This is a genomic window from Hasllibacter halocynthiae (genome assembly GCF_003003095.1).
Lineage (GTDB): Bacteria > Pseudomonadota > Alphaproteobacteria > Rhodobacterales > Rhodobacteraceae > Hasllibacter > Hasllibacter halocynthiae.
The window spans coordinates 42730-60037 of record NZ_PVTT01000003.1; the positions used below are offsets into that span (position 1 = coordinate 42730).

A 17308-nucleotide genomic window follows, 5' to 3' on the forward strand; every position below is an offset into this window, starting at 1 on the left:
CGGCGGGTTCTGCCGAACGATGGACGCCGTGACCCCCTCCGGCGCCTCCCCCCCGCCCGGCCGGCCCCTTCGGCGCCGGGCGGGGTCGCTCGCCGCGGCCGCGCTGGTCCTCGCCGCGGCCGCGGGGGCCGCCCTGCTCGCCCTGCCGCGGATCGAGGAGGGGCTGAGGCAGGCCGCGCGCGAGCGGGGCGAGGTCACCCTCGCCCTCGCGGCGCAGGCGATCGACCAGCTCGTCCGCCGGTTCGACCCCATCCCCGAGCTGATCGCCGCCCGCCCGCACCTGCGCGGCGCGCTGGCCAGCCCCGGAAGCGCCACCCAGGTCGCCTTCGTCAACGAGCAGCTGCGCCTCACGGCGCGGGCGGTCGGCGCGTCGGACGTCGTCCTCGTTGGCCTGGACGGCACGGTGGTCGCCGCGGCCTCCTACCGCGAGGGGGCGACACCGATCGGCCGCGACGTGCTGCACCGGCCGCACGTCCATTCGGCCGCGCGAGGCCGGGCCGCCTTCTTCCACGCCGCCGGCCCCGAGGGCGAGGCGGGCAGCTTCCACTTCTCGGCGCCGGTGCTGGACGGGATCGACGTGATCGGCGTGGTCTCGGTCCGCATCGACCTGCGGGAGATCGAGGCCGGATGGCAGGACCTGCGCGGCGAGATCGCGCTGGCCGACGAGGGGGGCATCATCTTCATGTCGTCCCGCCCCGAATGGACGTTCAGGACGCTCGCCCCCCTCTCGGAGGCGCGGCGGGCCGAGATCGCGGCCGCGCGGCAGTTCTTCCCCGGCCGGCTGCGGCCCCTGGACGCCAAGCTCAGCCCGCTCTCGGACGGGATGGTGCGGATCGAGATGGGCGCCGGGCAGCCGGGCGGGGGAACGGGGACGGCGGATGCGGGGGGCATCTTCCTCGTCTCCTCCGCGCCGGTCGCGCTGCCCGGCTGGCACGCCATCGTGCTCGAGCCGCTCGGCCCGATCGAGGCGCAGGCGCGGCGGGTCCTCCTCGGCTGGGCGGCGGGGGCGCTGGCGCTCGTGCTGCTGCTCGTGGCGCTGGCCCAGCGGATCGCCCGCCGGCGCGAGATCGAGCGTTCCGCCCGGGCCGAGCGCGACCGGCTGGAGCGGCGCGTCCGCGAACGCACGGCCGAGCTGGGCGCCGCGAACGGCCGGCTGCAACGCGAGATCGCCGAGCGGCGCGACGCCGAGGCCCGCCTGAAGCGCACCCAGGAGCATCTGGTCCAGGCCGGCAAGCTCGCCGCGCTCGGCAAGATGTCGGCGGCCCTCTCGCACGAGATCAACCAGCCGCTCGCGGCGATAAAGTCCTACGCCTCGAACGCGGGCGCCTTCCTCGACCGCGGACGCGAGGACGAGGCGCGCGAGAACGTCCGCCGCATCGCGCGGATGACGGACCGGGTCGCGCGCATCTCGACCCATCTTCGCAACTTCGCCCGCCGCCCGGACGACGCGCTCGTCGCGGTCGACCTCCGGCGCGCGGTCGAGCAGGCGCTCGAGCTGATGGAGCCGGAGCTTCGCGCCCGCGGCGTGCGGGTCGCGGTGGACGCGCCCGCGGCGCCGCTGCACGCGAAGGGCGGCGAGGTGCGGCTGCAGCAGGTTCTGGTCAACATCCTCAGCAACGCCGTGGCCGCCATGGGGGAGGCGGACGATCCCCGCATCGAGATCGGGATAACCGAGGCGGACGGCCCCGGGGGCCCCGCGGTCGAGGTCACGGTCCGCGACCACGGGCCGGGCCTCGACCCCGAGACGGCCGACCAGCTCTTCGAGCCGTTCTTCTCGCGCCGCTCGGACAAGCGCGGGCTGGGGCTGGGGCTGTCCATCTCCTACAACATCGTCGAGGATTTCGGCGGCACGCTCGACGCGCGCACCCACCCCGGCGGCGGCGCCGAGTTCCGCATCCGCCTGCGCCCGGCGGGCGAGGGCGAGGCGGCGGCGCCCCTGGCGGTGCCGGCATGACGGGGACCGTCCTCTTCGTCGACGACGAGGAGCACATCCGCCTCGCCGTCGCCCAGGCGCTTGACCTCGCCGACCTGCCGCACCAGTGCCTGGCGGATCCCTCGCTGGCGCTCGCGCGGATCGGCCACGACGCCGACGCGGTGCTGCTGACCGACATCCGCATGCCCGGCATGGACGGCACCGAGCTGATGCGCCGCGCGCTGGAGGTCGACCCCGACTTCCCCGTGATCCTCGTCACGGGCCATGGCGACGTCGACCTCGCGGTCGCCTCGATGAAGGCGGGCGCCTACGACTTCGTCCAGAAGCCCTTCGAGACGGAGGATCTGGTCGAGCGCGCGCGCCGCGCCCTCGAGAAGCGCAGGCTGACCCTCGAGAACCGCGCCCTGCGCCGGGCCCTGCCGCGCGCCGCCCCGGAGGGGACCCGGCTGGTGACGCGCAGCGACGCGATGGCGACCCTCTCGGCCCGGGTGGACGCGCTGGCGGGGGCCGACCTCGACGTCCTGATCTGGGGCGCGACTGGGACCGGGAAGGAACGGGTCGCCCGGCGCCTCCATGCGCTCGGGGCGCGCTCGGGGGGGACCTTCGTCCACGTGAACTGCGCCGCGCTGCCCGACGGCCTGGTCGAGAGCGAACTCTTCGGTCACGAGGTCGGGGCCTTTCCCGGCGCGCTGCGGGCGCGTCACGGCAAGGTCGAGCACGCCTCGCGCGGGATCCTCTGCCTCGACGAGATCGACAGCCTGCCCCTGCCCCTGCAGCCGAAGCTGCTCCACGTGCTGGAGCACCGGGCGGTGACGCGGCTGGGGTCGAACGATCCCCGGCCCGTGGACATGCGCGTGATCGCCATTGCCCAGGACGACCTGCGCGCCCGGAGCGAGGCGGGCACCTTCCGCGCGGACCTCTACCACCTTCTCGGCCCGGCGGAAATTCGCGTGCCGTCCCTCCGCGAGCGGCGCGAGGACATCCCCGCGCTCTTCGCCGAGCTCTGCGCGGACGCCGCCGCGCGCCACGAGCGACCCCTGCTGGAGGTGCCCGCGCACCTCCTGTCGGCGCTGGCGATGCGAGACTGGCCGGGCAACGTGCGCGAGTTGCGGGGCGCGGCCGAACGCTATGTGCTGGGCCTCGGGGCGGAGCTGCGGGGCGCCGGCCCGCCGGTGGCGGCCGGCCTCGCGGAAGGGATGGCCGCCCACGAGCGCGCCCTGATCGCAGCCGCCATCGCCGCCAACGGCGGCCGCTTGCGGCCTACCTACGAGGCATTGGGGATCTCGCGGCGGACGCTCTACGAGAAGATGCAGCGCCATGGGCTGGAGCGCACGGAGGCCGGATCGGAGGAGGAGGAGGACGCGCCCGCCCCTGCGGGGGGGCGGCTCTGAAGGGTGGCCCCGCCGCCCGCCGTCCCCGTGGGGGAAGGGCGGGCGGCGGGAGGGCGGTCAGCCGCGGTCCTTGTCGACGTCGACCTCGGTCTTGCGGACGGTGTCGCGGACAACCTCCTCGCGCTCGGTGACCTCCTTGCCGACGACGACCTCCTCGGTGACGACGGCCTCCTTCTCGACCACGGCCTCCTCGGACTGCGTGGTCACGTCGATGGTCTTGTCCTGGAACAGGGCGTCGGCCTCGGCGCCGGTGACCACCTCGTCCACGGGGCGACGCTCGACGGAGAGACGCTCCTCGCGCAGGCGCACGCGCTCCTCGACAGGGACTTCCTGGACGTAGGTGCGGACGTGGGCGGTGCCTTTCTCGGCGACGCGCTTGCCGACGGCGATCCGCTCCTCGGCGATCGGGATCGTCGTCTCGTCGCCGGCGGTTGCGGCCGGGGCGGCGGCGGTCGCGGCGGCGTAGTCGTCCGTGGCGCGGTAGTCGGCCTCGTAGGCGTCGAGGTCCACGCCGTCCTCGGGATGGCGCATCGCCTCGGCGGCGGCGTCGATGTCGCGGTCCTCGATCTCGGCGGCGACGACGTAGTGACCGTCCCGCAGCGCCTGCTTGTAGGTCGCGGCCTCGTCGTGCGGCAGGTTCAGCGTATCGATGTCGTCATAGCGGTCGGTGCCGCCCATGACGTTGATGTAGCTGTTCGAGATGCCGATCTCGGTCAAGCGCTGGCGGACCATCTCGGCGACGTTCGCGGTGCGGTAGATGGCGGTGATCGTGTTGGACATGACTATCTCCTTCGTTTGCGTTCGGTATGTGCAGGTGGATGGGGCAGGGCGCTTCAGGCATCCCCGCCGGACGGATCCACGTCCTCGACGGTGGCAGTCTGGCGTCGCAGCGTCACCGTCTCGCGGTAGGGGACCTCCTCGGCGGCACGGGTGACGCGCAGCTCCTCAATCACGCGGTACTGGCGCACGAGGACCTCCTCGACCACGGGGATCACGGTCACGCCGCCCTCCTCCCGGCTCTGGGGGGGGGTATCGACGATGCGGTCGACGGGCACGCGCTCGATGCCGAGCCGCTCCTGCCGGAGGGTGTCCTCCACGGCGACCTCGTGGGCCTCCGTCCGCAGCGCGATGCGGGCGGCGACGCGCTCTCGCGTCACCTTGCCGACTGAGGCGCGCTCCTCGGCGAGGGGCAGGACGAGGTCCCGGTCGGTCTCTTCGTCCCTTCGCTCGGCCATCTGCGCCCTCCATCCATCCGGGCCCCGGGGCGGGACCCTTTCGTGGCAAGGCAACGGGCGGCACGGACAATCGTTCCAGCGGTGCCCCGGCGCCCGCGCGCATCCCCCGGGGCAGGAGCGTCGCTGCCGGTCCCGGAAAAGGGGCGGCGGGACGGGCGGCCTTGGTCCGGCGCCCGGGCCTCCGTCCGGGCTTCAGCCTGCCGCCGGCCGGGGGGCGGCGCGGTCGAGGAGGCGCTCGGCGGCGGCCGCTTCGATGCGGGCGGTGCCGTAGCCCAGCCCGTGCCCGGCCGGGTCCAGCCGCGCCCCGCAGAAGGCCTCGAAGACCGCGTCGGCCCCGTCCGCGAGGACCGCGGCCTGCAGCAGCAGCGCCGTCTCCTCCACGAAGGCGCGCGCGCTCGCCTCGTGGACCGCGCCCGGCCGGGCCCACCCTTCCCACCCGGCTAGGCGGTCGTCGAAGCGTCCGTCCCGGCCCCGCGCCGCCGCGAGCGCGCCGCGCAGCACCTCCAGCGCTTCGGGCCCGCGGGAGAGCGCGCGCAGCACGTCGAGCGCGATGACGTTGCCCGAGCCTTCCCAGATCGCGTTCAGCGGGCTCTGCCGGAACAGGCGCGGCATCGGCCCCTCCTCGACGTAGCCCGCGCCGCCATGCGCCTCGAGCGCCTCGTAGACGAAGCCGGGCTGGCGCTTGCAGACGTGGTACTTGGCGATCGGCGTGGCGATCCGCGCGAACGCGGCCTCGGCCCCGTCGGCGGGCGCCGCATCGAACGCCCGCGCGACGCGCAGCATCAGGGCCGTCGCCGCCTCGGCCTCGAGGCAGAGGTCCGCGAGCACCCCGCGCATCGCCGGCTGGTCGATCAGCCGCTTCTGGAAGGCCGAGCGGTGCCGCGCGTGCCACAGCGCCTCGGTCAGGGCGGCGCGCATCCCGCCGGCGGAGCCCGCGATGCAGTCGAGGCGCGTGCCCTGGACCATGTCGATGATCGTGCGGACGCCGCGCCCCTCCTCGCCGACGCGGCGCGCCCAGGCGCCTTGGTACTCGATCTCGGAGGAGGCGTTCGAGCGGTCGCCCAGCTTGTCCTTCAGCCGCATCAGGTGCACCGCGTTCTTCGTGCCGTCCGGGCGCCAGCGCGGCACGAGGAGGCAGGTCAGCCCGCCGGGCGCGTAGGCCAGCGTCAGGAAGGCGTCGGACATCGGCGCCGAGCAGAACCACTTGTGGCCGACCAGCTCGTACTCGTCGTCCCCGACGGGATGGGCGCGGGTCGTGTTGGCCCGCACGTCCGAGCCGCCCTGCTTCTCCGTCATCGCCATGCCGATCGTCGCCCCGGCCTTGCCCGCCGCGGGTGCGTTCGCCGGGTCGTAGCGGCCGCTCGCGATGCGCGGCTCCCACTCGGCGGCGAGGGCGGGCTCCGCCCGGAGGGCGGCGACGGAGGCGTAGCTCATCGACATGGGGCAGCAGACGCCCGCATCGGCCTGCGTCATGAGATAGAGCAGCGAGGCGTGCAGCGCGTGCCCGCCCGTCCCCGCCGTCCACGCGGCGGAGGCGACGCCCCCCTCCAGCCCCATGCGCATCAGCCGGTGGTAGGCGGGATGGAACTCGACCGCGTCGATCCGGTGGCCGTAGCGGTCGAAGGCCCGCAGCTTCGGCGGGTTCTCGTTCGCCTGCCGAGAGAGGTCGCGTGCCTCGGCCGCCCCCGCCTCGCACCCGAAACGGCGCACCCGCCCGGCATGATCGGCGAGCGGGGGACAGGCCAACCCGGCCGCGAGGGCCGCGTCGGCCGCCACGAGGTCGAGATCCGGCAGCCCCGCCGGCTGGTTCAGGACCTCGTGCGTCGAGGCCGTCCTTGCCGTGCCGTCCATCTTCCGCATTCCTCCTTCGCCGTCCACGGGAAAGGAGCATAGGGCTGCGCCGCCGGGCTTGGAACGGCCCGCGCCCCTGGCCGCTGCGTCGGCGCGGGCGCGGAAGATCGCGCTCGGGCCGGGGACCGGCCTTTTTGGTCTGTCAATCTTTCCTGACAACCCTAGAGTAAACCCGCACGACACTTCCAAGGGGGTCCGCGATGTTCCGCCCGCCTTACGACGACCTCGCCTTTGGCTTCGATCCCGTCCTGGCGATGGTCGTGATCTTCTTCTTCCTCTTCGTGGTCCTCGTCATCTGGCTGCGCCGCGAGGACAAGCGCGAGGGGTATCCCGCCGACACGGCCGGCGCGTTCTCCTCCGTGCGGCTCTTGCCGAACTGGATCGGGATGCCCGGCCGCAAGGTCTTCCACCGGCCGCACGGGAACCCACCCGTCTCGACGCCCCGCCGCGAGCCGCTGCGCGAGTCCGGCGCGCGGCCCCCGCGGGCAGCGCGCGGGCGGCCCTTCAGGCCCGTGCTCGACGGCCTGAAGGAAGGGGTCGGCCCCGCCTCCTGGCAGAACCGCGAGGAGAAGCCCGACCTCGACAGGAAGGGCCGGCCGAAGATCATCCCGCTTTCCTCGAACGCGGAGTACTTCGTGGCCGAGGGCGACCCGGACCCGCGCGGGTGGCTCGTGCGCGGCGCCGACTTCGCGGTGGCGGGCGAGGTGAAGGACCTGTGGTTCAACCGGGCCGAGTTCTTCCTGCGCTATCTCGACGTCGAGTTGGAGGAGGGGGGCCGGCGGCTGGTGCCGCTGTTCTTCACGATCACCAAGCCGCGGCGGGGCGAGATCCTCGTGCCGCACCTTCCGGCCGACCGCTTCCGCGACGCGCCGACCCTCGCCTCGCCGGACCGCATCACCATGCGCGAGGAGGACCGGGTCAACGCGTTCTTCGCGGGCGCGGCCTTCTACGGCAAGAACCCCCGCGGCGGGGATCTGCGGCTGTGAGCGCGCCCTCCCCCTCGCCCCTCGCGCCGGAGGACGCCCTCGCCGCGCTTCCGGGCCCCCTGCCGCCCGGCGAGCACGTCCTCTGGGCCGCGCGGCCCGATGCCGGGCTGCTGGAGCGGGGGCTCTTCCGGCGCCGGGCCGTGCTGATCGTGGCCACGCTCCTGGCCCTCTGGCCCGTCCTCACCGCGCTGGAGGCTGGGCTGCCGGTCCCGGTCGCGCTGGCGGGCGCGCTGCTCTTCGCGCCCTTCGTGGTGCCGGTGCTGGTGGCGATGCGCCTCGCCGCGCGCCTGACGGCGCGCCACACGCTCTACGTCCTGACGGAGCGGCGGATCGTGATCCAGGCGGGCTACGTCTACGCGCGCACGGTCAACATCCCGCTCGCGGCGGTGCGCGACGTCGCGCTGCGCCGGATCGGGGCGGACGGGGGCGACCTGCAGATCGCCGTCGATCCCGACGCCTCGCTGACCTATGGCGCCCTGATGCCGCACGCGCGACTTCTGCACCTGCTGCACCCGACGCCTGTGCTGCGCGCGGTGGCGGGGGTCGACGCGGCGCTACCCCTCTTCGCCGAGCTGGCGCGGCCCGGCGTCCGGCCGGCCGAGGTCGAGGCGGTGGCGGCAGGGCAGGGCGCGTGAGCGGCGCTCAGAAATCCGCCGGCGCCCCGGCGCAGGGGCGCGTCTTCCTTCTGCTCCTCGGCGGCGGGGGCGCGGCGACCCTCGCGGCGCTGGCGTTGCTGTCTTGGGGGGCGGAGGGCCCCCCGGACGGAGGGATGCCGCCGGGCGCGACGTCCGCCGCGCCGGGGGCTTGGACCGCCTCTGCCGTGCTGCGCATCGCCGAGGGCCCGGCCGGCACGCTTCGCGTGACGCCCCCCGCCGGCGCGCCCGAGCTGCTGCGCATCGACGGCGACCTCTTCGCGATCACCGCGCTGCGCGGGGCGGCCGGCTGGCTGAACCACGTCCCGTCCGGGGGCGAGGGCCGCGTGCTGCTGCTGCGCCATGCGGGCGGCGGCCTCTTCGCGGCGGGCGCGGACGGCGGACCGGAGGCGCGGCTCGTCGCGCTGGACGCTTTCGGCGCCGACAACCGCCGCGCGCTCGAGCGGTTCCTGCCCCCCGAAGGCTGATCGGGGGGGTTGGCCGGGGCGCTGGCCGATACCCCCCCCCCCCTCAGTCCGGGACCCGCACGCCGGGGGCGGCGCGCTCGCGCTCGGCGGCATGGATGAACTCCCACAGCTCGTCGCTCTCCTCGTCGGTGAGCGGGGGGCTCGGGCTGGGGGCGACGAGGCCGGGGAAGTGCGAGATCATCTCCGTCCCGTTCAGGGGGCGCAGCTGGCCGACATGGCAGGTCATGCAGTTGGCCTTCATCGCGTCGCCCGCAGGGCCGAGGCGCTCCGCCGGCAGGACCGCCGCGAGGGGGGAGATGTGCGCGAGGTTGGCGCGCCGGGTCTGGTCGATCGCGTACCAGGCGGGCACCCGCAGCGGGGTGCTCTGGCCCCAGTCGTAGAAGGCGCGGCTGTTGTGGCAGGCGGTGCAGTTGACCCCCAGCCCGTCCGACATCTGCATCATGAAGAGATAGACGTGCTCGGCCCGCTCGAAGGCGGGGGTGCCTTCGGGGAAGCGCCGCGCGCTCTGCTGCTCGGGGTAGATGTGCTGGGCCTGCACCATCGCGCTGCGGTCGTGGAGGATGAAGTCCGAGAACGCCTCGCGCGGCATGAAGTCGCGGATGGTCCGGGCGGTGCGGATCCACTCGGGCGGCTTGCCGTACCACCGCTCGGAGGCGGGGGCCCATTCGCCGGCGCGGTTCCAGGTGTAGACGGGCACGTTCTGCCCGCGATGGCAGGAGAAGCAGGTCACCCCCTGCGGCTGCACGTGCGGGCGCGGGTCGGCGTTCATCTCGCGCACCATGGTCAGCATCTCGCGCGCGACGGCGAAGGTGTAGGGCGGCTCGGCCTCGTAGTCGGGCGCGCCGTCCGCGCCGGCGGCGTGGCAGAAGGTGCAGCCCTCGTTCGGGGCGACCCATTCGGTGACGGCCACCATCAGGCGGTCGAACTGCGCGGCGTCGAGATCGGCGAGCACCTCGACGTCGCCGTAAGCCTCGCCAGCGGTGACGCCCCGGTCCGCGACCGGGTCCGGGACGGGGAACTCGAGCACGTTGAGCGGGTCGACCCCGCGCCCGGGCGTCAGGAAGGTGTTCATCGCCAGCGCGTCGGGTCCGTGCTCGACCGAGACGATGGGCGGCGCGTCCCATTCGGGCACGACGAGGAGGAAGACGGCCGCCGCCACGGCCGCCACGCCGGAGAGCCCGTAGACGAGGCCGCGGTGCTGGGGGTCACGGGCCATCGATCTGCCTTTCCGCGATCGCCCGGGCGATGTCCTCCGGGATCGCGTCGAGGAAGGGGCCGGCCGGATAGGGCGGCGCCAGCCCCCATTTCACGCCCCAGAGGTACCAGTTGTCTACGACCGTTCCCGTCAGCAGGACGCCGAGGCCCCCGGTGACGCCCACGAGGAGGGCGAACCAGTAGATCCAGCGGTGGATCGACTCGAAGTTGGCGTTGAAGCCCATGGTCCAGCGCCAGAAGAGGGACCCGCGCTCGACCGCGGTGCCGCGGTCGACGATGTCCTCGGCCTCGCGCTCGCCGCCGAAGCGCGAGGTGGCGAGGATCGTGCCCCCGTGCATCGCCCAGAGGAGGACCGAGCCGTAGAGGAACACGATCGAGAGGCAGTGGAACGGGTTGTAGTAGAAGTTGCCGTAGAGGACCGAGATCGTCGCCGTCCAGTTCAGGTGCGGGATGATCCCGAAGGGGGGCGCCTCCTCCCAGGTGCCCATGATGAGCGGGCGGAAGAGGCCGATGCAGAGGAAGAGCCAGATCGCCGAGGCGAAGGCCCAGGGGATGTGCGTGCCGATCCCCAGCGCCCGGGCCCGCGTGTAGAGCCGCGCCCACCAGCAGAGGATCGAGATCGTCAGCAGGAGACCCGCGATCTGCCACCAGCCGCCGTCAGGCAGCGCCCGCAGGTGCAGGCCCGGCCCGGTGGGCGGCGCCAGCTTGTGCCAGGCCATGCCCCGGATGAAGGCGACCGTGTTCCAGTCCGCCATGGCCCAGAAGTTGAAGCCCATGATCATGAAGGACGCCGTCCCCGTCGCGAGCGAGGCGATCCCCCACCAGCCGAGATAGGAGCGCCCGATCTGCGGATCGCCGATCTTGCCCAGCCAGGTGGAGATGTAGGGCCCGAGGATGCCGAACCGGTCGCGGCCCGGGACGGGGATCGCCTCGTCCTTGGGGCCGTGGATCTGGATCGACGAGTAGAGGGAGTGGAAGCGTGCCATCACATCACCCTGGAGAGGCCGGGAAGGTCGAGCTCGTCCCAGAAGGGCAGCTGCAGGTACCAGTCGTACCAGTAGGGCCAGCCCTCGACCCAGAACGGCCCCGAGATGAGGATGCAGATCGCCGACCAGACGCCCGCGTTGATGGCAAGGAACCAGCCCAGCCGGTGCAGGCCGATCGGGCCGATCGAGTAGAAGATGGTGTCGCGGAAGTACTGGTTCTCGTGCTCGCCGTACTTCACGTGCTCGCCCAGGGGGGGGTTCACTACCGCCTGGATGACGCCCCCGTGCATCGCCAACACCAGCGTCGTGGTGAAGAACAGCGTCACCGCGATCATGTGCGCCGGATTGTAGTGGAAGTGCAGGTACTGGTAGCCGACGTTCGACACCCAGTCGAGATGCGCGAAGATGCCGTAGGGAAAGCCATGGCCCCACCCGCCAAGCAGCATCGGCCGGATCACCGTCAGCGTCGCGTAGGCGAGGATCGCCGCGGCGAAGGCGAAGGGGATGTGGTAGCCCATGCCCAGCTTGCGCGCGATCTCGACTTGGCGCAGCGCCCATGACGTGAACGCGCCGAGCGCGCAGACCGTGACGATCTGCCAGATGCCGCCCTCGTGCAGCGGCGCGATCCCCAGCCCGACGGAGAGGGGCGGCGGCGAGATGGTGATTTGCCAGGGGTTCCAGGTCGGCCCGATAGCGGCGGCGTAGAGGATGAAGCCGATGCCCACGATCGAGAAGATTAGCGTCGTCACCCCGAAGAAGCCGACGTAGAACGGGCCTATCCAAAAGTCGAAGGGCGTGCCGGGCAGGAGGCCGCCGCCCGCGACCCGGTACTTCCGTTCGTAGCTGAGTGTTGACATCGCACGTGTCCAGTTTGCCTTACAGTGCCACTGTAGAAGGCGTCTGGATCCGATCAACGGGGGCGTGCCAGTTTTTTCCCATCCGCGGACGATGATTATGGATATGGGCGACTGTGCGCCGGGTACGCCGTGATTTGGTGGTGCGATGCGCCGTCCTCCGGCCCCGCGTGGCCGGCGCCCCTGGGCAGCGGGCCACGGCGCGCCATTTGGTCGCAGGCCACCGATGCCGGCCCTGCGTACCCGAGGAGACAGCCGATGCCCGATACCGCCAAGCAGGCGCAGGCCGCCCTCGCGATAGCGTTGATCGCGATCGCGGGCTGCGTCGACGCCATCGCCTATGTCGAGTTCGGGCGCGTCTTCGTCTCCTTCATGAGCGGCAACAGCACGCGGGGCTCGATCCACGCGGCCGAGGGGGCCTGGGGCGCGCTCGCGCTGCCGGCCTCGGCGATCGGCGGCTTCGTGCTGGGGGCATTCATCGGCACCATGGTCGGGATCGGCGCCGGTCCGTTGCGGGTGCCGGCGGTGCTGGGCACGGCGGCGGGCGTGGCCGCGATCGTCCCGCCGCTGGTCGGGGCGATCCCGCCGGCGGCGGCGCCCGTGCCGCTCCTGGGGCTCGCGATGGGGGTGCAGAACACCGCCATGGGCAAGATCGGCGACATCGAGGTGAACCTGACCTTCGTGACCGGCACCGTCGCCCGGTTCGGCGCGGGGCTGGCGAACGTCGTCCTCGGCCGCAAGAAGGCGAGCGTGCCGCTCCTGCTCTTCGGCCTGTGGTCCGCGCTGGTCGGCGGCGCCGCGCTCGGCACGGCGCTGCACCGCTGGGCGGGGATCGAGGCCCTCTTCCTGCCGGTCGGCGCGCTGCTCGCCCTGGCGCTGGCCGCCTGGGCCGGCGAGCGGAAGATGCCGTCGGGCGGCTGAGGGCCCGCGCCACGGCCGCGCACCATCCGCCGAACCCGGGGTCGGGGCCGGGGCGCCGTGGACGCGCCCGCGACGGCCAGGCGCCGGGGCGCGACACATAAGACGGATTAGCGGTGCCGATCGGCCGCGCCCTTGCGGCCGTGGCGCCCTGCCGTTCTCGCCGGCATCGCGCCCGCCGCGGCGTGTCGAAGTCCCGGGCCGGATGGCATCTGGGTCGCCCGACCCGAGCGAGCGAGGCGCCCCATGGCCGACGAAGACACGATCCCCCGAAAGCCGTCCTTCGGCCTCGCCCTGGTTCCGGTGGTGCTGACGCTGGCGGTGCTGGGGATCCAGCTCTTCTACTTCGGCAACTTCGTTCCGCACATCCCGCTGGCCATCGGCCTGGCGATCACCGGGCTGGTCGGCGTCTATCTCGGCCACGACTGGGGCAACATGGAGGACGGCGTCTTCCGCGTCATCAACGTGTCGCTGCCCTCCGTCTCCGTGCTGATCGTGGTCGGCATGATCATCGGCGTCTGGATCGCGTCCGGCACGGTGCCGTCGCTGATCTACTACGGGCTGCTCGTCCTCTCGCCGCAGATCTTCCTCGCCGCCTCCATGATCATGTGCGCGGTTGTGTCGGTCTCGCTGGGGACGTCCTGGGGCACGGTGGGCACGGTGGGCCTCGCGCTGATGGGGATTGGGGCGGGCTTCGACGTGCCGGCCTACTGGACGGCCGGGGCCGTCGTCTCGGGCGCGTTCTTCGGTGACAAGGTATCGCCCCTTTCGGACACGACGAACCTCGCCCCCGCCGTCACGGGGGTGAACCTCTTCGACCATATCCGCAACATGATGCCGACGACCGTCCCTGCGATGCTCGTCTCGCTGGGGCTCTACGTCTGGGCCGGATACGCGCTGGTCGGCGAGGGCGAGGTCGCGTTCGACCGGATCGACGCGATCACCGATGCGCTCGCGGCCAATTTCGTGATCTCGCCCTGGCTTCTCGTCCCGGCGGCGATCGTCATCGCGCTGGCGGTCATGAGGAAGCCGCCGCTTCCCTCGCTCTTCGCGGGCGTCGTGGCCGGCGCGATCGCCGCGATGATCGCCCAGGGTTCGTCGCTGCAGGAGGTGTTCCGTTTCGCCAACAGCGGCTACGCCATCGACGCCGGGATCGTCGAGATGGACAGCCTGCTGAACCGCGGCGGCATCCAGTCGATGATGTGGACCATCTCGCTGATCCTGATCGCCCTCGGCTTCGGCGGCGCGTTGGAGCGGACCGGCTGCCTGCAGGCGATCATCGAGAAGATCCTGTCGAAGGTGCGCAGCTTCGCCGGGGTGCAGACGGCGGCGATCGCCACGTCGACGGCCACGAACCTCGTCGCGGGCGATCCCTACCTTTCGATCGCCCTGCCCGGCCGGATGTATGCGCCGGTCTATCGCGGCATGGGCCGCTCGACCCTCAACCTGAGCCGCGCGGTCGAGGAGGGGGGGACCCTGATGTCGCCCCTGATCCCCTGGAACGCGGGCGGGGCCTTCGTGATCTCGGCCCTCGGCCTCGGCATCATCGACGGCGACGTCGAGAACCTGCTCTACATCCCGCTGTCCTTCGCGTGCTGGCTGACGCCGATCATAGGGATCGTCTACGCTTGGACGGGCCTCTTCTCGCCCATGGCCGACGAGGCCGAGCTGGAGGATTGGAAGGCCCGCGACCGCGCCGTCGCCGACATGAGCGCTTATGGCTACGCCGATCCCTTCGAGGCGGGGCGCGCGCGAGGCGGGTCCGCCCGGTAGGACGGCCTCCCGCCTGCCCCCGCGGCCCCGTTCTAGAAGTGGATCGCCACGCCCGCCGAGCCGCGATGGCTCTCGCTGTCCGAGCCGAAGGCGCCGTCGTAGCGGACATGCCCCGAGACCCTGTCGTTGAACTCGATCCCGAGGCCCGCGCCGACGCGCAGCCGGTCGCGGTCGATGGGCGCGGCGGCGGTGGCGAAATCCGTCTCCGCGGCCGGGATGGCCGAGGCGGTGACGGTGCGCAGGTCGCCGAAGGCCCGCTCCCACATGACGGAGGCCTCCGGCGTCAGCACGGTCCCCCCCGCCACGAGCGTCGTGCCGACCGTGACGCCGACGCCCGCATAGACGCGCGTGGTGTCGTCGCCGTCCACGTCGAGGTCCAGCACGCCCGCCCCGTCCTCGCGCGTCGCGTCCCGGGTCACGTGCAGGGCGTCCAGCGTCGCCGTGGGCGCGAGGCGCAGGTTCTCGAACCCCAGTCGTTCGGAGACGTCGTAGCTCGCCGCGAGGGAGGCGGCGTAGAGGTCGCCGTCCGCGCCGGACGTGGCGCGGGCGAGGGTTCCGTCGTTCAGCGCGAACTCCCTCTCGAAGTCGTAGTCCAGCCGCGCGTAGCCCAACGCGCCCGACAGGGTCAGCGGGCCGCGCACCGTGGAGGCGTAGACCCCGAGGTGAAGCGCGTCGACCTCGGCCGACGAGGGGACAGCGTCGTCCGTGTCGACGTCCGTGCGGGTGTAGCCCAGCGACAGACCGGCGAGCGACGTGCCGCCGGGCCCGAAGCGACGCTCGATCCCGGCGGCGGCGCCGTAGGCGTCCGCGTCGAAGCCGGGGACGGCGCCCGTCGATGCCTCGGCGCCGTCCGCCTGCGCGTGCGCGCCCATGCCCACGGCCCATGCGCCGAAGGCCGGGACGGCGACGCGGCGCGGCGCGGCGACGACGGGCGGCGGGATGAAGCCCCCCTTGTAGGCGGCCCCCGGAACGGCGGTGATCGGCGCGACCGCGCCCGTCTCGGGCGTCGTCGGGATCGCCCCCGCCACGAGGCCGCCGCGCCGCTGGAGCGTCTCGGTGTAGAGGCGCCCGGCATCGGCGACGGCGTCGGTCGTGGAAGGGAAGATCACCTTCGGGCTCTCCTCCTGCGCCTGGCGATAGACGAGCTGGACGGAGTTCGCGTTGTAGATGTCGCGCAGGTCGATGTCCGGCAGGTTGTCCGTAACGCCGTCGAACGTGCCGGACACGCCCCCGCCGGCCGTGAGGATCGTGAACGCGCCGGCCTGCGGGTAGTCGCCCGGCCTCCCGTCGGCGCGGATCGTGCCCCCGTCGATGGTGGCCGCGCCCTCGACAGCCAGCCGGTCCGAGGCGAGGCCGGGAAAGTCGGTGCCGGCGGGGTTCGGCGCGGGATCGGGCGCCAGGTCGACCGCGAAGGTGGAGCCGGGGGCGAAGCGCGCGTCGCCCGCGACGTCGAGGGTGCCGAGCTCATCCCCCAGCGGTCCGGGGGCGACCGTGCCGCCCGTCGCGTCCAGCGCGCCGATGGTGCCCGTGCCCGCCAGCGTGCCGGCCGGAACCGCCATCCCCGTTCGCGCGACCGTGCCTTCCACGACCAGCGTGCCCTCCTCGACGATCCCGTCGGGGGCGAAGTTCGGCGCGGTGCCGGTCAGCGTCCACGTTCCGGCGCCGGTCTTCCGCAGCAGCTCGAAGTTCAGGTACTGCTCGGCGTCGGCCTCGGCGGCCGTTCCTTCCCCGCCTTCCAGGATCAGGTCGTCCGACAGCGCGCCGCCGTCGGCCAGCCCGGTCAGCTCGTAGGTCGGGCGAAGGGTCAGCGTGTCCGTGCCGTCGCCGAACCGCAGGGCCGTGCCCCCCGCGACGCCGGTCGCGGCGCTGCCCGCGAGCAGCAGGTCGAGCGTGCCGTCCACGCCGCCGCTGCGCACCTGCACCGCCTCGGCCGACTGCGAGAAGACGCGCCCGCCCGCCTCCACCGTCACCGTCGAGCGCCCCGGCCGCGCGCCGCCGCCGTTGTCTATCTCGATCGCCTCGGCCTGCTGCGCGGCCGTGCGGTTCGGGCCGAGGGCCTCCAGGACGCCGGTCGGGCCCACGACGATGTCGCCGTAATCCATGTCGATCGCCTCGGAGCTCTCGCCCTGGACCCGCACGAGGCCGTCGACGCGGATCGACGCGGCCTCGTCGAGCTGGATCCCTTCGGAGTCGGGGCCGGTCGTCGTGATCTCGCCGTCTCCGAGAACGGTGATCGTCGCCCCGTCCCCCAGCTCGATCGCCCGTCTTTGGGTGCGGATCGCTTCCTCGGGCGCTTCCCCGTCGCCCACCACCACCGTCACCCCGTTCGCCGCGCGATTGATGATCGGGGCGTTCTCGACCGGGGGATCGCCCGCGGTGCACGTGACCGTATCGCCCGAGCTGGGCATGGAGGCGGTGCTGGGCGGGGGGACGTCGCTCGTGACGGCGCAATCGGCGAAGGCCGGGGCCGGCGGGGTCAGCCCCGCGACGAGTGCCAGGGCGGATGCGGAATGGAGGGGGCGAAAGTGATGACGGGACATGAAGAACCTCTGCAAGCGTAGGAAAGGCCGCCCGTCGACGCGGAGGGCGGCAGGGAATTCGGAAGGAGACCTCAAGGTCTCGCGCGTCGGTCGGGGCGGTGGTCCGCGACCGGCACCCCGCGCCTGCGGTCGAGCGGCCTGCGCGGCGGCTTGGGGATGTCGGCCGGCTGATCGGCGAAGACGGGTAATACGGAGAGTGCCGTCATGGCGATAATCCTATAGGCCCCCCCATTTCGGGGGAGCTTCCCCAGGAGTCGGGGCGCCAACGGACTGAGACGTCGATTCAGTGCCTCAAATTCGACAAAAACTTGATGTGTTGCTTGATGGCAACAAATGCGGAGATCGTGGATGGTCGCCGTTGCAATGACTTCGAGGGGTCGCCAGGGGCTTGCGCCCCTTCCCGCGAACGAGGCGGTGATCGCCGCTGCGGGACCTTCGGTCGCGCAACGCGCCGACGGCCGCCTCCCCTGAGAGCGGGCCGATCGCCGATCCCGCCAGCGAGGCGT

General features: G+C 72.9%; 14 protein-coding genes. 7 read left to right on the plus strand and 7 right to left on the minus strand.

Annotated features, from left to right (window positions below):
- Window positions 1-19 precede the first annotated feature (19 nt).
- Both BCF33_RS13420 and BCF33_RS13425 read left to right on the plus strand, forming a co-directional pair.
- Window positions 20-1954 carry a sensor histidine kinase gene (locus BCF33_RS13420; RefSeq protein WP_106161750.1) on the plus strand — a complete coding sequence of 645 codons (1935 nt, stop codon included), beginning with the start codon at window positions 20-22 and terminating at the stop codon, window positions 1952-1954.
- Window positions 1951-3324, plus strand: coding sequence for a sigma-54-dependent transcriptional regulator (locus BCF33_RS13425; RefSeq protein ID WP_106161752.1), 1374 nt, complete (start codon window positions 1951-1953; stop codon window positions 3322-3324). Before BCF33_RS13420 ends, BCF33_RS13425 begins: the two co-directional genes overlap by 4 nt.
- Before the next feature lie 57 nt (window positions 3325-3381).
- On the opposite strand, the gene BCF33_RS13430 is transcribed toward BCF33_RS13425, so the two are convergent.
- The 3 genes from BCF33_RS13430 to BCF33_RS13440 form a co-directional block, all read right to left on the minus strand.
- Entirely contained in the window at window positions 3382-4104 is a 723-nt protein-coding gene (locus tag BCF33_RS13430; protein ID WP_106161754.1) for a DUF2382 domain-containing protein, read from the minus strand.
- A 53-nt stretch (window positions 4105-4157) separates the two neighbouring features.
- Window positions 4158-4559: a DUF2382 domain-containing protein gene (locus BCF33_RS13435; RefSeq protein ID WP_106161756.1), complete on the minus strand. Its 402-nt coding sequence runs from the start codon at window positions 4557-4559 to the stop codon at window positions 4158-4160.
- A 192-nt stretch (window positions 4560-4751) separates the two neighbouring features.
- Window positions 4752-6410: an acyl-CoA dehydrogenase family protein gene (locus BCF33_RS13440; RefSeq protein ID WP_106161865.1), complete on the minus strand. Its 1659-nt coding sequence runs from the start codon at window positions 6408-6410 to the stop codon at window positions 4752-4754.
- A gap of 200 nt (window positions 6411-6610) precedes the next feature.
- On the opposite strand from BCF33_RS13440, the gene puhA reads away from it, so the two are divergent.
- The 3 genes from puhA to BCF33_RS13455 are packed head-to-tail and all read left to right on the plus strand — an operon-like array spanning window position 6611 to window position 8516.
- On the plus strand, window positions 6611-7396 hold the full coding sequence (gene puhA / locus BCF33_RS13445; RefSeq protein WP_106161758.1) for a photosynthetic reaction center subunit H: 786 nt from the start codon (window positions 6611-6613) through the stop codon (window positions 7394-7396).
- The gene (locus BCF33_RS13450) at window positions 7393-8031 is read left to right on the plus strand and encodes a PH domain-containing protein (RefSeq protein WP_106161760.1); all 639 of its coding nucleotides are present in this window, start codon (window positions 7393-7395) and stop codon (window positions 8029-8031) included. The genes puhA and BCF33_RS13450 overlap by 4 nt, the downstream gene beginning before the upstream one ends.
- Complete coding sequence (locus BCF33_RS13455; protein WP_106161762.1) at window positions 8028-8516, plus strand: hypothetical protein; 489 nt, start codon at window positions 8028-8030, stop codon at window positions 8514-8516. The genes BCF33_RS13450 and BCF33_RS13455 overlap by 4 nt, the downstream gene beginning before the upstream one ends.
- Window positions 8517-8559: 43 nt before the next feature.
- Here BCF33_RS13455 and pufC read toward each other — a convergent pair whose 3' ends face one another.
- Genes pufC through pufL form a run of 3 tightly spaced genes read right to left on the minus strand, consistent with a single transcriptional unit; the run spans window position 8560 to window position 11574 of the window.
- Complete coding sequence (pufC, locus tag BCF33_RS13460; RefSeq protein ID WP_106161764.1) at window positions 8560-9732, minus strand: photosynthetic reaction center cytochrome PufC; 1173 nt, start codon at window positions 9730-9732, stop codon at window positions 8560-8562.
- Window positions 9722-10717: a photosynthetic reaction center subunit M gene (pufM, locus tag BCF33_RS13465; protein WP_106161766.1), complete on the minus strand. Its 996-nt coding sequence runs from the start codon at window positions 10715-10717 to the stop codon at window positions 9722-9724. Before pufM ends, pufC begins: the two co-directional genes overlap by 11 nt.
- Window positions 10717-11574, minus strand: coding sequence for a photosynthetic reaction center subunit L (gene pufL / locus BCF33_RS13470; protein WP_106161768.1), 858 nt, complete (start codon window positions 11572-11574; stop codon window positions 10717-10719). Before pufL ends, pufM begins: the two co-directional genes overlap by 1 nt.
- 255 nt (window positions 11575-11829) lie before the next feature.
- On the opposite strand from pufL, the gene BCF33_RS13475 reads away from it, so the two are divergent.
- Together BCF33_RS13475 and nhaC are read left to right on the plus strand one after the other, a co-directional pair.
- Window positions 11830-12492, plus strand: a complete 663-nt coding sequence (locus tag BCF33_RS13475) for a YoaK family protein (RefSeq protein WP_106161770.1) — start codon at window positions 11830-11832, stop codon at window positions 12490-12492.
- 243 nt (window positions 12493-12735) lie between these two features.
- Complete coding sequence (gene nhaC, locus BCF33_RS13480) at window positions 12736-14262, plus strand: Na+/H+ antiporter NhaC (protein WP_106161772.1); 1527 nt, start codon at window positions 12736-12738, stop codon at window positions 14260-14262.
- A gap of 32 nt (window positions 14263-14294) precedes the next feature.
- On the opposite strand, the gene BCF33_RS13485 is transcribed toward nhaC, so the two are convergent.
- Window positions 14295-16802, minus strand: a complete 2508-nt coding sequence (locus BCF33_RS13485) for an autotransporter family protein (RefSeq protein WP_106161774.1) — start codon at window positions 16800-16802, stop codon at window positions 14295-14297.
- Window positions 16803-17308 lie beyond the last annotated feature (506 nt).

Bases quoted from the DNA above. Each gene is read 5' to 3' on its own strand.
- BCF33_RS13420 (WP_106161750.1), top strand. From the start codon at position 20: ATGGACGCCGTGACCCCCTCCGGCGCCTCCCCCCCGCCCGGCCGGCCC.
- BCF33_RS13425 (WP_106161752.1), top strand. From the start codon at position 1,951: ATGACGGGGACCGTCCTCTTCGTCGACGACGAGGAGCACATCCGCCTC.
- BCF33_RS13430 (WP_106161754.1), bottom strand. From the start codon at position 4,104: ATGTCCAACACGATCACCGCCATCTACCGCACCGCGAACGTCGCCGAG.
- BCF33_RS13435 (WP_106161756.1), bottom strand. From the start codon at position 4,559: ATGGCCGAGCGAAGGGACGAAGAGACCGACCGGGACCTCGTCCTGCCC.
- BCF33_RS13440 (WP_106161865.1), bottom strand. From the start codon at position 6,410: ATGGACGGCACGGCAAGGACGGCCTCGACGCACGAGGTCCTGAACCAG.
- puhA (WP_106161758.1), top strand. From the start codon at position 6,611: ATGTTCCGCCCGCCTTACGACGACCTCGCCTTTGGCTTCGATCCCGTC.
- pufC (WP_106161764.1), bottom strand. From the start codon at position 9,732: ATGGCCCGTGACCCCCAGCACCGCGGCCTCGTCTACGGGCTCTCCGGC.
- pufM (WP_106161766.1), bottom strand. From the start codon at position 10,717: ATGGCACGCTTCCACTCCCTCTACTCGTCGATCCAGATCCACGGCCCC.
- pufL (WP_106161768.1), bottom strand. From the start codon at position 11,574: ATGTCAACACTCAGCTACGAACGGAAGTACCGGGTCGCGGGCGGCGGC.
- BCF33_RS13475 (WP_106161770.1), top strand. From the start codon at position 11,830: ATGCCCGATACCGCCAAGCAGGCGCAGGCCGCCCTCGCGATAGCGTTG.
- nhaC (WP_106161772.1), top strand. From the start codon at position 12,736: ATGGCCGACGAAGACACGATCCCCCGAAAGCCGTCCTTCGGCCTCGCC.
- BCF33_RS13485 (WP_106161774.1), bottom strand. From the start codon at position 16,802: ATGTCCCGTCATCACTTTCGCCCCCTCCATTCCGCATCCGCCCTGGCA.